Raw genomic sequence first — 18,662 nt, forward strand, 5'->3', positions numbered from 1 at the left:
AAAGACCATAAGACGCAAAAATCCCACCAGCAACTTGTTGCCAAAAGAAATTCCATCATTCATAATAGTGTAATTTTCATCAATTTACGGAATTATTCGGTTATGGATTGTGGTGTAGACGAGCTAATTCGACCAACGGTGTTGTTTTACGTTTGTAGTGTAAAAATTGGATTAGACTTCCTCTCTACTTAGACTTTTTCCGAGTTCTTCAAGACTGATTCCTTTCGTTTCCGGCATCATGAAGAAAACCCAAAGCAGTTGTAAAATCATCATGAATGCAAAAAATCCAAATACAACGCCAGGACCTATCTCTCCAAATAGAAAAGGTACAAAAGACGGAATCAAAGCAGCGAGAACCCAATGTGTGGAGCTACCAAAAGCTTGGCCTGAGCCCCGTAGGTGATTTGGGAATATTTCCGAAATGAACACCCAGATTACTGCACCTTGCCCAATGGCATGCGAAGCGATAAAAACAAATAAAAAGATGGGCACGGCCATCCCCGTCCAGTTGAAAAAGAAAGCAGCAGAAACCAACGATAAAGAAACAATGTAACCAACGGATCCAAAATACATTAATTGCTTTCTTCCCAACCTATCAATAAGATAGATGCCGATGAGTGTAAACAAAAGGTTGGTTACACCGATGCCAATACTGCTCAATAACGCAGTACTTTCACCCAAACCGGCCAGCTCAAAAATTCGGGGAGCATAATATAAAAACGCATTTATTCCGGACCATTGGTTGAAAAAAGCTATCAGGAAAGCCAAGATTAATGGCAAACGATATTTTTTGATAAAAATGGTTTCACTGCTACCGGCGGAAACTGTATTGGTCACGTCTTTTTTTAGTTCATCCAAACTTAGGTCTAATATTAAGGATTGAATCACCTTCTCAGCTTCATCAAATTTGCCTTGAACCACCAGCCAGCGTGGACTTTTGGGTACATAAAAGACTAAAACGGTATATAAGATGGCAGGAATGGCTTCAGCTCCAATCATAAACCGCCAATCCTGGTCGCCGATTCCACTCAATAGATAGTTGGACAAATAGGCTATCAAAATTCCAAACACAATGTTGAATTGGTACATGCCCACCAGTTTACCTCTATTTTTGGCTGGAGCAATCTCGGAAATGTATGCTGGAGCAGCAATTGTAGAAGCTCCAACACCCAAACCTCCTATAAATCTGAAAACTGCAAAACTAATTGGGTCGTTTGCTAAAGCAGAACCAAGCGCGGAAATGGAATACAGAATGCCAATCCATATCAAGGTTTTTTTTCTACCTAACTTATTTGTTGGAATAGCACCAAAAAGCGCTCCAATTACAGTGCCCCATAGTGCCATGCCCATTACAACCACACCGTGAAATGTATTTGAGGAATTCCAAAGTTCCTGTAGTTTTTTGTCCGCTCCTGAAATTACCACGGTATCAAAGCCAAAAAGAAATCCAGCAAGCGCCACGATAATGGCAATCCATAAAATTTTGCGTTCCATAATTGGATGGTTGATTTTTTTAAAGCTAAGGAAAATTATAGAATCGAATGGATATGCTCCATAATCTGTTTTGAAGCACCTTGCTTGCCCTTGATATAAGAGGCGTTTATCTGACCCGTTTCCGATAAAAAGATGGTCTCGTTCAAGAATCTAGACATTAGTTCGGTAAATGAATCGAGTGTATCAATAGAGAAGATTCCTTTTTTCTCAACCAATTCTTCCGCTTCTTTAAATCCAAGATATTCAGGTCCGATGATTACGGGAATCCCAAAAACTGCGGGCTCCAAGGTGTTGTGCAGCCCTGTAGCAAACCCTCCTCCTACGTAGGCAATGTCTGCATAACTATATATTTTGGTGAGTAGTCCTATCGTGTCAATAATCAGAACATTAATAGTGGAAACGTCCCTTGATCCCAACTCGGAGTATTTTATCACAGGTTTTGAAATACTTTGGACCAGTTTATCCAGTTGGGCAGCTTTCATTGTATGCGGGGCTAGAATAAACTTTATGGCTTCATTGCTGGAATTAATGTATTCGACGAGGATTTTTTCATCTTCGGGCCACGTACTTCCAGCTACGAAACAGGGTCGTTCTTTCTTGAAGGTATCCATGAAATCCAATTGATTGTCCCTATTCAAGATTTCAGACACTCTATCAAAACGAGTATCCCCGCTAACAGATACATTATCCAAATCAATCGATGCAAGAAGCTTTTTGGAATTTTCATTCTGGACGAAGAAATGGTCAAAAGCTTTAAGGGATTTACGCATAAATCCACCGTAGGATTTGAAAAAAATCTGCCTTTCAGAAAATAAAGCAGACACTAGTAGCACCGGAATTTTTCTTTTCTTAAGCTCTTTTAATTGATTGGGCCATATTTCATATTTAATAAAAATGGCCAAGGATGGACTGACCAAGTCCAAAAAACGTTTGGCATTAGAACGAGAATCCATAGGGAGGTAGGCCACAACATCTGCTGACGTACTATCTTTCTTTATCTCATAACCTGATGGAGAAAAAAAGGTCAATACTATTTTAAAATTAGGATAGTCTTTTTTGATGCGTTCCAGTACGGGAAGTCCCTGTTCATATTCACCTAAGGAAGCGGCATGTATCCAAATAACTTTGTCCTGTTCCCTTATGTTATCCCTTAGGATAGAATAGGTTTGCTTTCTGCCTGAAACGAACAATCGAATCTTTTCATTGAACAAGGAAACCACGTTAAGTGCAAACCAAACAATTGGGATAAGAAGATTATAAATCAATCGCACTGAAAGGTATTTTCCGCTAAAATACATTCTTTCCCACTTAGGTGATTACCGCATCTTTATTTCTTAATTTTGAGCCACAAACCTTTTTCATGAAAAAAATACAGATGGTTGACCTCAAGGGTCAATATGAGGAAATCAGGGAAGAAGTAAATAACTCGATTTCAGAAGTTTTAGATTCTTCAGCATTCATCAACGGACCCAAGGTTCATGAGTTTCAAAAAAGTTTGGAGGAATATTTAGGTGTGAAACACGTTATTCCCTGCGCCAATGGTACGGATGCACTTCAGATTTGTATGATGGGTTTAGGTTTGAAACCTGACGACGAGGTAATCACAGCTGATTTTACCTTTGCAGCCACCGTGGAAGTGATAGCTCTACTCAATCTTACACCGGTTTTGGTAGATGTTGACAAGGATACATTCAATATTGATATAAAGGCCATTGAAAAAGCGATTACCCCAAAAACAAAAGCGATTGTTCCTGTACATCTATTTGGTCAGTGTGCGGATATGGACGCTATTCTGGAATTGGCCGAAAAACATGATTTGTATGTGATTGAAGACAATGCCCAAGGAATTGGAGCGGTCCATACTTCAAAAGATGGCACCAAGCAAAAAGCGGGAACCATTGGGCATGTGGCCTCTACATCTTTTTTTCCGTCGAAGAATTTAGGTTGTTATGGTGATGGTGGAGCTATTTTTACGAATGATGATGATTTGGCACATACTATCCGAGGAATGGTCAATCATGGTATGTATAAGCGCTATCATCATGATGTTATTGGAGTGAATTCCAGATTGGATTCTATTCAGGCAGCGGTTCTAAATGCAAAATTGCCTAAGCTTGATGAGTATAACAACAAACGACGGGAAGCTGCTCGTAAGTACTCAAAAGCATTGTCCGGTCAAGAGCATATTGTCTTACCTAAAACTGTAAATGGGTGTGAGGGTATTTGTGAAACTTGTGATTGTCATGTATTTCATCAGTATACTGTAAGAATTTTAAACGGAAAAAGGGATAGTTTGGCACAACATCTCTCTGAAAACAACGTTCCTTGTGGAGTATATTATCCAATTCCGTTGCATAGGCAAAAGGCCTATATAGATGAGCGTTACGATGAAGCGGATTTCCCCGTAACCAATCAGTTGGTGAAAGAGGTTATTTCCTTACCAATGCACACCGAACTGGATGACGAACAGATAGAATTCATAACCGGATTAGTCATTGACTTCGTAAACGCATAACTATGAAAATATTGGTAACCGGCGGTTTGGGATTTATAGGTTCCCATACCGTAGTTGAACTTCAAAACAAAGGTTTTGAAGTTGTCATTATAGATAATCTTTCCAATTCTTCAATAAATGTATTGGATGGTATTGTGGCCATCAGCGGAAAGAAACCACTTTTTGAAAAGATGGACTTAAGAGATAAATCGGCAGTCCAAAGTTTTTTCAAGAAACATGGGGATATTGAGGGTGTTATTCATTTTGCGGCTTCAAAAGCTGTAGGTGAAAGCGTGGAAAATCCCTTGTTGTACTACGAAAACAATTTGGGGGTTTTGGTCTATATCCTTCAAGAATTGACCAAGAAAGATAGGGCAAGACTTATTTTTAGTTCCTCATGTACGGTTTACGGTCAGGCGGATGAAATGCCTATTACAGAAAATGCTCCTGTGAAACCGGCCGAATCTCCTTATGGAAACACTAAGCAGATTGGAGAGGAAATCATAAAAGATACCTGTAAGGTTAATCCATCCTTGGCTACCATAGCTTTACGTTATTTTAACCCAATTGGCGCCCACCCTAGTGTTGAAATAGGTGAATTACCCATAGGAGTACCTCAAAATTTAGTACCATTTATTACCCAAACGGGTGTGGGTCTTAGAGAAGAATTGTCTGTATTTGGTGATGATTATCCTACTGAGGATGGGACCTGTATTCGTGATTACATTCATGTGGTAGATGTTGCAAAGGCACATGTTGTAGCACTGGAGAGATTGCTTGAGAATAAAAATGAAGCAAATTACGAGGTCTTTAATCTGGGTACGGGAAAGGGAAGTTCGGTTTTGGAGGTTATACACAGTTTTGAAAAAGTATCCGGACAAAAATTGAATTACAAAATTGCAAATAGAAGACCAGGAGACGTGATCCAAGCTTATGCTGATACTCAAAAAGCCAATGAGATATTGGGCTGGAAAGCATACTCCTCTTTAGATGAAGCCATGAAATCCGCTTGGGACTGGGAGCAAAAAATAAGAGCGTAGCCTTAATTTATAAACTCGCTGAATAGCGAGTTTTTTTGTGCTTGTTATTTGTTTTCCTTCTTATCTTAGTTGGATGTATTTACCCAGTTAGGTTTTTAATAATTGTGCAAATGGCTAGCTCTCAATTTGAAGATAGCATACGTGTTCTTGAAGAAGCAAAACGTTCAAAATTATATGAAAAACTGGTAGCCCAGTTGAAAAAAGATTTTGAATTGGCCAATATCCGTTTGAATATTTCAGACAATCCTTCACCGGAAAAGCTTAAAACCGAACTTCATGAAAAAGTATACCGTCTTATTTTGGAACAATTTCCAGAGTATCTTAACCTGCTATACATCGTGGACGTTTCGGAAGATAAGGTGAAACAGATTGAAACGACTGATGTGGTCGATATGGCTGGGGCAGTTTCTTTTCTGATTTTGAAAAGGGAGTGGATGAAGGTTAGTTTGAGACGGCGGTTTGAAACATAAAGTTTTATTTGTCACTAAGTTTGTTCAATAACCACGGGTATTTATTGTATTTTTGTGTTAATTTTTTAGATTGATTTTAGTTAAAGGCGGTCAATGGATAAATATTCCTTTTTAAACGCTGCACATACTTCTTTTTTTGCAGAGTTGTATGACAGATACCTAACAAGCCCGGATAGTATTGAGCCCAGTTGGAGGGCTTTTTTTCAGGGATTTGATTTCGGATTGGAAAGCTCTTTGGATGAGTTGGATTTGGCATCTTCCAATGGAACTCTGGCACTTTCCAATGGACAACAACTGGAGGTCCCTCAATCCCTTCAAAAAGAATTTCAAGTTATCAAGCTTATAGATGGCTACCGTTCCAGGGGGCATCTATTTACCCAGACCAACCCAGTTAGGGAAAGAAGAAAATACGAACCCACTTTGGAGCTAGCCAATTTCGGACTATCTGAGGCTGATTTGGAAACCACCTTTGATGCAGGAAAGGTCATTGGAATCGGGCCGAGCCCACTTAAAAATATTATTGGCCATTTAGAACGTATATATTGCGATGCCATTGGAGTGGAATACATGTACATCCGTACCCCAGAGCGTATCCAATGGATTCAGGATTGGCTCAATGTAAATGACAATCATCCCAATTTTTCTGCGGATGAAAAAAAGAATATTCTGCGCAAATTGAATGAGGCGGTATCCTTTGAAAGCTTCCTTCATACAAAATACGTGGGTCAAAAAAGGTTCTCTCTGGAAGGTGGAGAAACTTTGATTCCTGCTCTGGATGTCATCATTGAAAAAGCTGCGGATGCTGGTGTAAAGCAATTTGTGATGGGAATGGCCCATCGGGGTCGCTTGAATGTATTGACGAATATTTTTGGGAAGTCTCCTAAAGATATTTTTAGTGAATTTGATGGAAAGGACTATGAAGAAACCATCTTTGATGGGGACGTAAAATATCACCTCGGATGGACTTCCAGAAGAGAAACGGATTCAGGTAAGATCGTCAATATGAACATTGCGCCCAATCCTTCACACCTGGAAACCGTAAACTCCATTGTTGAAGGTATAACAAGAGCAAAACAGGACAGGGACCATCAAGAAAATGTATCCGAAGTGCTGCCTATTTTGGTCCATGGAGATGCTGCTTTTGCAGGCCAGGGTGTGGTTTATGAAGTGATTCAAATGGCACGTTTGGATGGATATCAGACAGGGGGTACCATCCATATTGTGGTGAATAATCAGATAGGTTTTACTACTAATTATTTGGATGCCAGGTCATCAACTTATTGCACGGATGTGGGGAAAGTAACTCTGTCGCCCGTACTTCATGTTAACGCTGATGACGCTGAGGCCGTGGTGCATGCATCAACCTTTGCTTTGGAATATCGTATGCGGTACAAACGAGATGTTTTCTTGGATTTGTTGGGATATAGAAAGTATGGACATAATGAAGGGGATGAACCTAAGTTTACTCAACCTTTATTATACAAAGCGATTTCAAAACACAAGAATCCAAGAGACATTTATGCCGAGAAATTATTAGCCGAGGGGATTATTGATGCTGATTATGTAAAAAATCTTGAGGTTGAATACAAAAAGAATCTGGAAGAGGATTTATTGGATTCCCGAAAAATAGAGAAAACCGTTATTACGCCTTTCATGCAAGACGAGTGGGAAGGTTTTGGACAAGTGGTGGAAGATACCATGCTGGCTCCAATGGACACTTCCTACGATTTGAAAAAGTTGGATGAGGTCGCGCAAAGTATTACCGTTCTTCCAGAAGGAAAAAAATTCCTGAGAAAATTGGAGCGGTTGGTACAAGGACGGCATAAGATGTATTTTGACGATAATCAGTTGGATTGGGCGATGGGAGAACTATTAGCCTATGGTTCCTTAATTGAGGAAGGATTTGATGTTCGAATGACAGGCCAGGATGTGGAACGGGGAACGTTCTCGCACCGTCACGCGGTGATCAAAACTGAAATGCATGAGGAAGAGGTTACCCTATTGAATGCTTTAGGGGAAAACCAAAACGGTAAGTTCCATATATATAATTCACTGCTTTCGGAATATGCGGTAATGGGCTTTGATTATGGCTATGCCATGGCTAGTCCAAAAACCTTGACCATTTGGGAGGCACAGTTTGGGGATTTCAGTAATGGAGCCCAAATCATTATTGACCAATACCTTTCGTCAGCAGAAGACAAGTGGAAATTGCAGAACGGATTGGTTTTGTTGCTGCCACATGGATACGAAGGCCAGGGTGCAGAACACTCTTCGGCCCGAATGGAAAGATATCTTCAACTTTGTGCCAAGGACAATATGTTTGTGGCTGATGTCACTACCCCAGCAAATATGTTTCATTTGTTACGCAGGCAAATGAAAGCGGATTTTAGAAAACCATTGGTGGTGTTCACGCCGAAAAGTTTATTGCGTCATCCAAAGGTGCTTTCAACCAAAGAAGAAATGGCCAATGGAAGTTTCCAAATGGTAATTGATGATAAGGAAGCAACAGCTTCAAAAACCAAAACCTTGGTATTCTGTACCGGTAAATTCTATTATGATTTGCTGGATAAAAAAGAAAAGTTGGAGAGGGACGATGTAGCCTTGGTTCGTGTGGAACAATTGTTTCCGTTACCAGCAGAAGAAATCAGAAAAGTCATTAAGAAGTACAAATCAGCTAAAGATATTGTTTGGGCCCAAGAAGAACCACGAAATATGGGAGCTTGGGGGCATTTGTTGATGCATTTGGATGAGGCCAAACAATTTAGAGTAGCTTCACGAAGATTTTACGGAGCACCCGCCGCAGGAAGCGCGGTTCGTTCTCAAAGACGCCATGCTCAGGTATTGGAATACGTTTTTGATAAGAGTAAGGACAATATGTTAATTCAATAATATAAAAGCATAAACACATATAGGAATGGTTTTAGAAATGAAAGTCCCTTCACCGGGAGAATCCATAACCGAGGTTGAAATTGCAGAGTGGTTGGTGCAGGATGGCGATTACGTCGAAAAAGATCAAGCGATTGCTGAAGTCGATTCGGATAAAGCGACTTTAGAACTTCCTGCAGAAGAAAGCGGGATTATCACCCTAAAGGCCGAGGAAGGTGACGCGGTAGCAGTTGGAGAGGTAGTTTGTCTTATTGATACTAGTGCTGCAAAACCAGAAGGAGGAGATTCGCCTAAAACTGAAGAAAAGGAAGCTCCAAAAGAAGAGCCCAAAGCCGTTGAGCCTTCTAAACCTGTTGAAACGAAAACGGAAACCTACGCTTCAAGAACACCATCACCTGCGGCAAAGAAGATATTGGACGAAAAGGGAATTGAGCCTTCATCGGTAAGTGGAACGGGCAGGGATGGTAGAATTACCAAAGAAGATGCCGTACAGGCAGTGCCTTCCATGGGCACACCTACTGGAGGTAGTAGGGGAGAATCCCGTTCCAAACTTTCCATGCTCCGTAGGAAAGTGGCTGAAAGATTGGTCTCCGCTAAGAATGAGACGGCTATGTTGACCACTTTCAATGAGGTGGATATGTCGCCAATTTTCGCACTACGTAAACAATACAAGGAAGAGTTCAAGGAAAAGCATGGTGTTAGCCTGGGCTTTATGTCATTCTTTACCAAAGCGGTTATCCGAGCCTTGCAAATGTACCCGGCCGTAAATTCCATGATTGATGGGAAGGAGATGATTACCTACAACTTCTGTGATATCAGTATTGCCGTATCTGGTCCTAAAGGACTTATGGTTCCCGTAATCAGAAATGCGGAAAATCTGACTTTCCGTGGAGTGGAGGCTGAGGTGAAACGTTTGGCGCTTCGTGCACGAGATGGTCAAATTACCGTTGACGAAATGACTGGAGGAACCTTTACGATTTCCAATGGAGGTGTATTTGGTTCCATGCTTTCCACACCTATTATCAATCCTCCACAAAGTGGAATTTTGGGTATGCATAATATCGTGGAGCGACCTATCGCCAAAGATGGGCAAGTAGTTATCGCGCCGATTATGTATGTAGCATTATCCTATGATCATAGAATTATCGATGGACGTGAATCCGTTGGTTTCTTGGTGGCGGTCAAAGAAGCCTTGGAAAATCCAGAGGAATTGCTAATGGATAATAATATCAAAAAAGCATTGGAGCTATAAATCAATTGTCATATCGAGCGCAGTCGAGATATCCCTACAGGCTGGGCCATTTTAGTTCTCGATTCTGCTCGAACTGACAACTTACTTTGTCCTCAAATACAGGCATTGTTTATCATAATCGATTACAGCTTTCCCTTTTCTGAGAATATCCGCACCAATAATTCCGTCAACGGGAAGGGTATTATGTGAAGTAAGGGCCTGATTTACGTGCACTAAATCAAATACAACAACTTTTTGTTTTTTCTTGGACCAATTTCCAATCTGAATTCGGTTTTTATTGGAGATTAAAGTTTCCATCTCAGTTGCTCCTGCTCCAGCCGCTTTGATATTACTGGTTTTTGAAACCATCTTAAAGAATTCCACTTTGTCCATATCCACACAGGTATTGGATGCACCTGTGTCCAAAATGAATCGACCTTGTACTCCGTTGATTCGGGCAGGGATTTCAAAATGATTGGTCTCCGTAAGCGTTAGAGGGACACTTTCATAACCTTTAAATTTTAAAAACTTCTTTAGCGATTTCATCTTATGGATTTCTTCAGACTAATGGTTAAGAGAACGAAGATAAACCTATTTTTGCTTCATGATGATTACAGATACCCATACCCATTTATATAGCGAGGCTTTTGATGACGATAGAGACAATATGATGCAAAGGGCCTTGGATTCTGGCATTCAACGTTTTTTTATCCCCGCTATAGATTCAACCTACACCCTACGCATGTTTGACTTGGAAAAAGCTTACCCAGATAATGTTTTTTTGATGATGGGTCTTCATCCAACCTCGGTAAAGGAAAACTACAAGGAAGAGTTGAAGCACGTAGAAGAAATGTTGACTCAACGAAAGTTTTATGCGGTTGGTGAGATTGGCATTGATCTATATTGGGACAAAACCTTTTTGAATCAACAGCAAGAAGCGTTTAAGTATCAGATTGAATTGGCAAAAAAGTATCAACTACCTATTGTGATTCATTGCAGGGAATCTTTTGATGAGATTTTCGAAGTTTTGGAAGAGGCAAAGAGCGAAGATCTATTCGGAATCTTTCATTGTTTTACAGGAACCTTGGAGCAGGCTCATCAGGCCATATCTTTCAATATGAAGTTGGGAATTGGGGGAGTGGTCACATTCAAAAATGGAAAAATAGATAAATTCCTAAATGAAATACCCTTGAAACACATTGTGCTTGAAACAGATGCACCCTATCTTGCTCCAGTTCCTTATCGTGGAAAACGAAATGAGAGTGCATACATAATTAAAGTTTTGGAAAAACTGGAATCTGTTTATGGAGTGGATAGGGAACACATAATAGGGGTAACCACAGAAAACTCCAAGGCTATTTTTGGCATATAACAATATGGGTAAAAAGACAAACATACTTTTGATTTATACTGGTGGAACAATTGGTATGGTCAAGGATTTTAAGACTGGGGCACTTAAGGCCTTTAACTTTAATGAATTGATAAAAAACCTTCCAGAATTGAATCATTTGGATTGTGAACTAAAAGGGATTTCATTTGAGCAGCCCATAGATTCATCCAATATGAATCCAAAGCACTGGATTACTATTGCCAAAATCATTGAAGACCATTACGAACAATTTGACGGCTTTGTGGTATTGCATGGAAGTGATACCATGGGCTATTCGGCATCTGCGCTAAGTTTCATGTTGGAGAATTTGATCAAACCGGTCATCTTTACGGGTTCTCAGCTACCCATTGGTGATTTAAGAACGGATGCAAAGGAGAACTTGATCACTTCAATTCAGATTGCCGCTTTATGTGAAAATGGCAAGCCAGTGGTGCAGGAGGTAGGGCTATATTTTGAATATAAACTATATAGGGGCAATCGTACTACAAAAATCAATGCAGAACATTTCCAAGCATTTGCCTCTTTGAACTACCCAGCTCTGGTTGAATCAGGTGTACATCTAAAAGTAAACCATTCAGGTCTTTTTCATCATAAAAAAATCGATGAACCTTTTAAGGTGCACATGAACATGGATAACAATGTGGCCGTTTTAAAACTGTTTCCAGGAATCAACAGCTCTGTATTGGATGCAATTCTTAACGCCAAAGGACTTAAAGCTCTAATATTGGAAACCTATGGAGCTGGAAATGCCCCAACCGATGAGTGGTTTTTGAAAGCTATGGAAAATGCTATTGCTGGAGGTTTGCATATTATCAATGTAACACAATGCTCAGGGGGTAGTGTAGTGATGGGTCAATATGAGACAAGTGCAAGACTTCGGGACATGCAAATGATTAATGGTAAGGACATTACTACAGAAGCCGCCATAACAAAGGCCATGTACCTTCTGGGAAGGCCCGATACCAAAGGTAGATTCAAGGAATTTTTCGAAACTTCACTGAGGGGCGAGATGCGTCAAAATTAACGCCTCAAATTTCCTTAAATAATTATTTTTTCGTTTATTGGTCGGCTCATTATTGAAAATTAGAGAGGTGGCCGAGTGGTCGAAGGCGCACGCCTGGAAAGTGTGTATACACCAAAAGTGTATCGAGGGTTCGAATCCCTTCCTCTCTGCTACGTAATTGCTTTTTCAATTATAAAATTTTTATATCTTTAACATTATTAACTAACTAAATTTAAGTTTGAACAAAATGAAAAAAATATCCTTTACTCTGGCTACTGCCGGAATGTTTGTTTTGGGAACTACGTCAGCATCTGCTGCAATGTTGCAAGAGAACGCTGAAGCCAGCAAAGGCTTTACCCAAGTACTAAAAGAACAGTTCATTCAGGGTGGTCCAGCCTTTATGGGAATTGTACTTCTTTGTTTGATTTTGGGATTGGCCGTTGCCATTGAAAGAATCATCTATTTGAATTTGGCAAGCACCAATTCAGCCAAACTGAAGCAACAAGTTGAAGATGCTTTGGCTTCTGGAGGAGTTGAAGCTGCAAAAGAAGTATGCAGAAATACAAAAGGCCCCGTTGCTTCAATCTTCTACCAAGGTTTGGATAGAGCTGGAGAAGGATTGGAATCCGCAGAAAAAGCTGTTGTAGCTTACGGTGGTGTGCAAATGGGACAATTGGAGAAGAACGTTTCTTGGTTATCCCTATTCATCGCTATTGCTCCGATGCTTGGATTCATGGGTACGGTAATCGGTATGATTGCAGCCTTCCAGAAAATTGCTGCGGTTGGTAACTTGAGTGCCTCTTTGATTGCGGGAGATATCCAGGTTGCACTTTTGACAACTGTATTCGGTTTGATTACGGCGATTATTCTTCAAATTTTCTACAATTACATTATTGCAAAAATCGATAGTATCGTAAATGACATGGAAGACTCCTCCATATCCTTGATTGATATGTTGGCGGCTCACAAGAAATAATTACGAATTTAAAATCTATCGAGAATCATGAATAAAGTAATTAAAATAGCTCTTATAGCCATCGGATTGTTAGCGGCCGTGCTTTGGTTCTCGCTACCTTCTGGTGATGATCCAGATGCCATTAATAGTGGCTCGATGAACTTTATGTTCATTATTATGTATATACTTTTGTTGGTTGCTGCAGTATCAGCTATCGTTTTCGGATTGAAAAAACTGTTTACTACCAAGGGAAGTATCAAAAAGGCTCTGTTCGCCATAGGTGGATTAGCTATTATTGTAGCAATATCCTATGGTTTATCCTCTGATAATGCAGCCGTTGTTGAGACTATGGCGCAAAGAGGTGTGGAAACTACAGAGGGCACTGTAAAGAATGTTGGAATGGGGTTGAACGTTTTCTTCATCCTTTCTGCGGTTGCAGTAGTTCTTATGGTTTTCCCTGGACTGAAGAAATTATTTGTTAAGTAAAAAAGGGAGATTATGCCTAGAAGAAAAGGTGCACCGGAAGTAAATGCCGGGTCAATGGCGGATATCGCCTTCCTTCTGCTTATCTTTTTCTTGGTAACCACTACCATTGAAACAGATGCAGGTTTGGATCGTATGTTGCCGCCTATTGAACCGCCTGATACAGATGTAATTATCAGACAGAAGAACATATTCACCGTAAATATCAATAAGAACGGTCAATTATTGGTCGAAGACCAATTGATGGATTTGAAAGATTTACGGGAGGCTGCAATAGCATTTTTGGAAAATGGAGCTGATGGAAGCTGTAACTATTGTAAGGGAAGAAGAGATGTTTCTTCCTCAGACAATCCCAGTAAAGCTATTATTTCTCTTAAAAATGACAGGGAAACCAAGTATAGCACTTATATCACAGTGCAAAACGAACTGGTTGGCGCCTATAATGATTTAAGAAATAGAGAAGCTCAGCGTCTTTATAATAGGGACTTTACGGATATGGAATCTGAATACCTCAATCCAGAAACACCATCCAGTATTAGGGATGATTTGAAGGATAAGGTGAAAAGAGTTCAGGATATGTTCCCTCAAAAATTATCCGAAGCAGAAACAACAAGTAATTAATAGTATTTAGATTATGGCAAAATTTGCAAAAAAGAAAGATGGTGATTTACCAGCGGTTTCTACTGCGTCGTTGCCTGATATTGTTTTCATGTTGTTGTTTTTCTTTATGACGGTAACAACTATGAAAGACAGTTCTTTGTTGGTGGAGAATACGCTTCCCAATGCCTCTGAGATAAAAAAGTTGGAGAAAAAGGACAGGGTTATCTACATCTACGTGGGTAAGCCTACTAGGGAATATCAGAAAGTTTTTGGTACGGAGCCTAAAATACAGCTTAATGATAAGTTTGCCAGTATTGACGAAGTAGGGTCATATATTCTGGCGGAAAGAGCTAAGAAGCCTCAAGAACTTCAAAATGTTTTGACCACGGCATTAAAGGTGGACAAAAATGCTAATATGGGACTAATTGCCGATATCAAACAAGAATTGAGAAAAGTAAACGCCTTAAAAGTAAATTACACTACTTACGAAGGAAACGCTTTCAACAATCTACAATAGGCAATAACTTAGATTTAGTGAAAAACGCTCCGGAAATATTCCGGAGCGTTTTTTGTTTTGTAATATTCTATTGTTCAGATGGGTGCAAAGGTTTTGGAATGGTTCTTGAGGTCTGCTAGGTACTAACAGAATCAACAGATTCATCAAAACTTTGTATTATGGGTAGAAACAGAGAAGTCCCTGAAATCAATTCGGGGTCAATGGCGGATATTGCCTTTTTATTGCTTATTTTCTTCTTAGTGGCAACAACAGTCCAAAATGACAAAGGACTGATTCGTAAACTTCCTCAAAAACAAAATGAAACCCTTATCGATATTAATGAACGTAATGTTTTCAGGGTGGTTTTGAACAAAGAAAACCAGTTGATGGTAGAAGGAGAACTACTTCAGATAGAGAATTTGGAGGAAGAAGTCGTCAACTTTTTGGATAATGGTGGGGAAACCGGAAAATGTGATTATTGTATGGGGTCAAAATCCAAGGACTTGTCCGATAGCCCGTCAGACGCTGTAATCTCTTTTAAAAGTGATCGAAAAGCACTTTACGGCAAATATGTTGAGGTTCAGGATAAGTTCACAAAAGCTTACCGCATTCTTAGAAGTCGTGAATCCAGCAGGTTATATGGGATGGATTTTAAAAGCTTGGAAGAGGAATATGCAAAACCGGAAACCACGCAAGAGATGAGAGAAATATTAAAGGAGCGAATTAAGACCATTAGGGAAATGTATCCCATGCAGATTTCAGAAAGTGAATTGATTTTTAAATCATAGGTAAGATGAGAAAGACAAAAAAAAGAATACCGTCCGTATCCACAGCATCACTTCCCGATATTGTCTTCATGTTATTGTTCTTTTTTATGACGGTAACCACTATTAAGGACACTGAAATGTTAGTGGAGAATAAGCTTCCTGAGGCTACCGAACTATCGGAACTGGATAAAAAAGACCGAATCATAGAGATATTCGTAGGTAAGCCGACAGCTAAGTATAGCAATGTTTTAGGCACCGAACCAAAAATACAATTGAATAAAAAACTGTTCAATATTGAGGATGTACGAACATACGTATTGTCTGAATTGGCGAAAAAACCTGAGGGAATTAGAAATTTGGTCACGGTTTCATTAAAAATTGATGAGAATGTACACGTTGGTTTGGTTTCAGATATTAAAAAAGAGTTGCAGGATGTCAATCTTCTAAAGATAAATTATGCTGCGATTCAAGGTAATTACACTTCAGTGTTAGATTAGTTTTAAAAGATTTAGACGAAGACAATCCAAATGTGTATTTTGGGTTGTCTTTATTTATGACATACATGAAATATAATCTTTGGGTACTCTTGTTTATATTATGCCAGTTTGCTGGAAATTCTCAACAGGAAAACAGTAGTGAGATTAGTAGATATTTTGAAGACCAATTCTATATTGGGACAGGAATTAACTTCTTAACGGAAAGGCCAACTGGTGTTGTTCAAAATAGCCTGTCTTATAATCTTCAGTTGGGCTTTATCAAGGATATACCTATAAATAAGGCGAGGAATTTTGGCTTGGGCCTTGGATTGGGTTATGCCACCAATTCGTACTTCAGTAATATTAGAGCAGACAATTCCGGCGGAGAGATAGCGTATTCCATTTTGGATTCGGATGATTTTAGACGAAATAAATTGGAGACCCATGCTATAGAAATGCCCTTAGAAATTAGATGGCGAACTTCAACGGCCACGGAGTATAAGTTTTGGAGAATTTATGGCGGTCTGCGATTTGCATACATTTTTGCAGGAAGTTCCAAATTGGTTTTGGAAACTGAGAATTCATTGAATATAACAGATGATACAATTCGCTTTTCAAATAGTGATATAAGGGACTTTCAATATGGGCTTACGTTGAGTTTTGGTTATAATACCTTCAATATTCACTCTTACTATAGTCTGAATCCACTTTTAAACGATGGAGTGGTTTTGGACAATGGCGAATCCATAGATACCAGAGTGTTTAGAATAGGGATTATTTTTTATATACTATAGCCAGTACTTCAGAATTAACATCTGGGATAAAACACCTATAAAAAAACCGATTAAGAGCTCCATTTTACTGTGAGCGTTCAAGTACAGTCTTGAAGTGGCCACTAGGCCAGTAAGTAGGGTAAACAAACTAATGGCCAAGGTTATATTTATTTCGAAGTGAATACTCAAACCAATCATGAACATTAGGATACTTCCCATTCCCAGGAGATGAATACTGGTCTTGATCCGCAGAAATAGTAAAATCAATGTTGCCCCTATGGCCATAAGCAGACCTAAAAAGAAATAGAAAAGCTCAGGCACATAGTTGTTGGGAATCACTTTGTACAGGATCATGAAAATGATGATCGCATTGATGTACAAAGGGTACTTTCGTTCTTTGAGGGTAGGCAGAAAGATGGAATTGATGATTCCCAAATTCTTAAGAATCAAAAAAAAGATAATTGGAATAATAACCGTAAGAATAAAAATGGGCAAAATATTGCCACTTTGAATTTCTAACGAAGTGTATTTTGGGGTAATCAAAAAATAGATGAGCGTTCCACCAATTGGAACAAACAAAGGGTGAAAAACATAGGAAACAATGTTCAGGAAATGGCGCATCAGATTTGTTTTCTGAGCCTGGCCACCGGGATGCCCAATTGCTCCCTGTATTTTGCCACGGTTCTCCTGGCAATGGGATAGCCTCGCTCCTTCAGGATTTTGGCTAATTTATCGTCGGTCAAAGGCTTTTTCTTCTCTTCATCACCAATTACCGTTTCCAATATCTTTTTGATTTCTCGTGTAGATACGTCCTCCCCTTGTTCATTTTTCATGGCCTCAGAGAAAAACTCCTTAATGAGTTTGGTGCCGTAGGGGGTATCCACGTACTTACTATTGGCCACCCTCGAAACTGTGGAGACGTCCATCCCAATTTGGTCGGCAATATCCTTTAAAATCATGGGACGAAGTTTACGTTCGTCTCCAGTTATAAAGTATTCCTTTTGGTAGTTCATTATGGTGCTCATGGTCACAAACAGGGTTTGTTGACGCTGTTTTATGGCATCAATGAACCATTTGGCGGCATCCAGTTTTTGTTTGATGAACATCACGGTATCCTTCTGTGCTTTAGACTTTTCCTTAGCACTCTTATAACCTTCCAGCATATTGCTGTACTCTCTGGATACATGAAGTTCCGGAGCGTTTCTGCCATTTAGGCTTAGTTCCAGCTCACCATCTACGATTCTTATGGAAAAATCTGGGACAATGTGCTCAATGATTCGTGTACTGCCCGCATAAGAACCTCCGGGTTTGGGATTTAGCCTTTCAATTTCTGAAATGGCATCCTTCAAAGCTTCTTCATCCACCTGATGTTTTTGAAGAAGTTTAGCGTAGTGTTTTTTGGTGAACTGCTCAAAAGACCTTTCCAAAATATCAATAGCCAGTTCATTTGAGTCAGTATTTTCTTTTCGTTTAAGTTGAAGGATAAGGCATTCATCCAAAGATCTGGCAGCTACCCCGGGAGGGTCTAGCTGCTGAACTATTTTGAGGACTTCTTCAATTTTATCTTCTTCAGTATAAATGTTTTGGGTGAATGCTAAATCGTCCATAATATCACTAAGAGGACGACGAATATATCCACTCTCATCAATGCTTCCCACCAGAAACTCGGCTATGGACCATTCTTGATCATCCAAATGCACTGTATTTAACTGATTGAGCAAGTATTGGTTGAAAGAAATTCCGGAAGCGTAAGGGATGCTCTTTTCATCATCATCAGCACTGTAGTTGCTCACTTGAGTGCGATAGTCAGGAACCTCGTCATCGCTCAAATAGTCATCAATATTGATGTCATCCGTCGCAATGGATTCACTATCTCCAGATTCTTCATAGGTATTGTCAAACCCGTCATCCAAGGAATCGTTCTCTGCTTTACCACTTTCAAGCGCAGGGTTCTCTTCCAATTCTTGTTTTAGACGTTGTTCAAATGCCTGCGTAGGCAATTGAATCAGCTTCATCAACTGGATTTGCTGGGGAGACAGCTTCTGGGAAAGCTTAAACTGAAGATGCTGTTTTAACATGGAACTATTACTCTTCCTTTTCCTAT

19 protein-coding genes and 1 tRNA gene are annotated in these 18,662 nt (G+C 39.7%); 15 read left to right on the forward strand and 5 right to left on the reverse strand.

What is annotated here, in order from left to right:
* Positions 1 to 171: 171 nt before the first annotated feature.
* Positions 172 to 1,494, reverse strand: a complete 1,323-nt coding sequence (locus CLV81_RS08110; protein ID WP_106144519.1) for a sugar porter family MFS transporter — start codon at positions 1,492 to 1,494, stop codon at positions 172 to 174.
* 35 nt (positions 1,495 to 1,529) lie between these two features.
* Positions 1,530 to 2,792, reverse strand: a complete 1,263-nt coding sequence (locus tag CLV81_RS08115) for a 3-deoxy-D-manno-octulosonic acid transferase (protein WP_245911959.1) — start codon at positions 2,790 to 2,792, stop codon at positions 1,530 to 1,532.
* 62 nt (positions 2,793 to 2,854) lie between these two features.
* Between CLV81_RS08115 and CLV81_RS08120 the strand changes: the two genes are divergently transcribed.
* From CLV81_RS08120 to odhB, 5 genes are all read left to right on the forward strand, one after another.
* Entirely contained in the window at positions 2,855 to 4,009 is a 1,155-nt protein-coding gene (locus CLV81_RS08120; RefSeq protein ID WP_106144521.1) for a DegT/DnrJ/EryC1/StrS family aminotransferase, read from the forward strand.
* A 2-nt stretch (positions 4,010 to 4,011) separates the two neighbouring features.
* Positions 4,012 to 5,028, forward strand: coding sequence for a UDP-glucose 4-epimerase GalE (gene galE / locus CLV81_RS08125; protein ID WP_106144522.1), 1,017 nt, complete (start codon positions 4,012 to 4,014; stop codon positions 5,026 to 5,028).
* 110 nt (positions 5,029 to 5,138) lie between these two features.
* Positions 5,139 to 5,498 carry a hypothetical protein gene (locus tag CLV81_RS08130; RefSeq protein WP_106144523.1) on the forward strand — a complete coding sequence of 120 codons (360 nt, stop codon included), beginning with the start codon at positions 5,139 to 5,141 and terminating at the stop codon, positions 5,496 to 5,498.
* Positions 5,499 to 5,591: 93 nt separating this feature from the next.
* On the forward strand, positions 5,592 to 8,387 hold the full coding sequence (locus tag CLV81_RS08135; RefSeq protein WP_106144524.1) for a 2-oxoglutarate dehydrogenase E1 component: 2,796 nt from the start codon (positions 5,592 to 5,594) through the stop codon (positions 8,385 to 8,387).
* 25 nt (positions 8,388 to 8,412) lie between these two features.
* Entirely contained in the window at positions 8,413 to 9,636 is a 1,224-nt protein-coding gene (gene odhB, locus CLV81_RS08140; protein WP_106144525.1) for a 2-oxoglutarate dehydrogenase complex dihydrolipoyllysine-residue succinyltransferase, read from the forward strand.
* 81 nt (positions 9,637 to 9,717) lie between these two features.
* Here the strand turns inward: odhB and CLV81_RS08145 are convergent, their stop codons facing one another.
* Entirely contained in the window at positions 9,718 to 10,161 is a 444-nt protein-coding gene (locus tag CLV81_RS08145; protein WP_106144526.1) for a retropepsin-like aspartic protease, read from the reverse strand.
* Positions 10,162 to 10,219: 58 nt separating this feature from the next.
* Between CLV81_RS08145 and CLV81_RS08150 the strand changes: the two genes are divergently transcribed.
* From CLV81_RS08150 to CLV81_RS08195, 10 genes are all read left to right on the forward strand, one after another.
* Entirely contained in the window at positions 10,220 to 10,987 is a 768-nt protein-coding gene (locus tag CLV81_RS08150) for a TatD family hydrolase (protein ID WP_106144527.1), read from the forward strand.
* A gap of 4 nt (positions 10,988 to 10,991) precedes the next feature.
* Complete coding sequence (locus CLV81_RS08155; protein ID WP_106144528.1) at positions 10,992 to 12,029, forward strand: asparaginase; 1,038 nt, start codon at positions 10,992 to 10,994, stop codon at positions 12,027 to 12,029.
* Between the two features lie 61 nt (positions 12,030 to 12,090).
* A tRNA-Ser gene (locus tag CLV81_RS08160) sits at positions 12,091 to 12,178 on the forward strand.
* Positions 12,179 to 12,255: 77 nt separating this feature from the next.
* Entirely contained in the window at positions 12,256 to 12,984 is a 729-nt protein-coding gene (locus CLV81_RS08165) for a MotA/TolQ/ExbB proton channel family protein (RefSeq protein ID WP_106144529.1), read from the forward strand.
* A gap of 27 nt (positions 12,985 to 13,011) precedes the next feature.
* On the forward strand, positions 13,012 to 13,449 hold the full coding sequence (locus CLV81_RS08170; RefSeq protein WP_106144530.1) for a hypothetical protein: 438 nt from the start codon (positions 13,012 to 13,014) through the stop codon (positions 13,447 to 13,449).
* Positions 13,450 to 13,461: 12 nt separating this feature from the next.
* Positions 13,462 to 14,067, forward strand: a complete 606-nt coding sequence (locus CLV81_RS08175) for an ExbD/TolR family protein (RefSeq protein WP_106144531.1) — start codon at positions 13,462 to 13,464, stop codon at positions 14,065 to 14,067.
* A gap of 13 nt (positions 14,068 to 14,080) precedes the next feature.
* Positions 14,081 to 14,563, forward strand: a complete 483-nt coding sequence (locus tag CLV81_RS08180) for an ExbD/TolR family protein (protein WP_106144532.1) — start codon at positions 14,081 to 14,083, stop codon at positions 14,561 to 14,563.
* Between the two features lie 158 nt (positions 14,564 to 14,721).
* Positions 14,722 to 15,330, forward strand: coding sequence for an ExbD/TolR family protein (locus CLV81_RS08185; RefSeq protein WP_106144533.1), 609 nt, complete (start codon positions 14,722 to 14,724; stop codon positions 15,328 to 15,330).
* Positions 15,331 to 15,335: 5 nt separating this feature from the next.
* The gene (locus tag CLV81_RS08190; protein WP_106144534.1) at positions 15,336 to 15,806 is read left to right on the forward strand and encodes an ExbD/TolR family protein; all 471 of its coding nucleotides are present in this window, start codon (positions 15,336 to 15,338) and stop codon (positions 15,804 to 15,806) included.
* 65 nt (positions 15,807 to 15,871) lie between these two features.
* Entirely contained in the window at positions 15,872 to 16,579 is a 708-nt protein-coding gene (locus CLV81_RS08195) for a porin family protein (RefSeq protein ID WP_245911961.1), read from the forward strand.
* On the opposite strand, the gene CLV81_RS08200 is transcribed toward CLV81_RS08195, so the two are convergent.
* The gene (locus CLV81_RS08200) at positions 16,574 to 17,179 is read right to left on the reverse strand and encodes a hypothetical protein (protein WP_106144536.1); all 606 of its coding nucleotides are present in this window, start codon (positions 17,177 to 17,179) and stop codon (positions 16,574 to 16,576) included. The two genes, CLV81_RS08195 and CLV81_RS08200, sit on opposite strands and share 6 nt — an antisense overlap.
* Positions 17,179 to 18,636 carry an RNA polymerase factor sigma-54 gene (rpoN, locus tag CLV81_RS08205; protein ID WP_106144537.1) on the reverse strand — a complete coding sequence of 486 codons (1,458 nt, stop codon included), beginning with the start codon at positions 18,634 to 18,636 and terminating at the stop codon, positions 17,179 to 17,181. Before rpoN ends, CLV81_RS08200 begins: the two co-directional genes overlap by 1 nt.
* Positions 18,637 to 18,662 lie beyond the last annotated feature (26 nt).

The sequence above is a fragment of the Flagellimonas meridianipacifica genome (assembly GCF_003001695.1).
GTDB classification, from domain to species: domain Bacteria; phylum Bacteroidota; class Bacteroidia; order Flavobacteriales; family Flavobacteriaceae; genus Flagellimonas; species Flagellimonas meridianipacifica.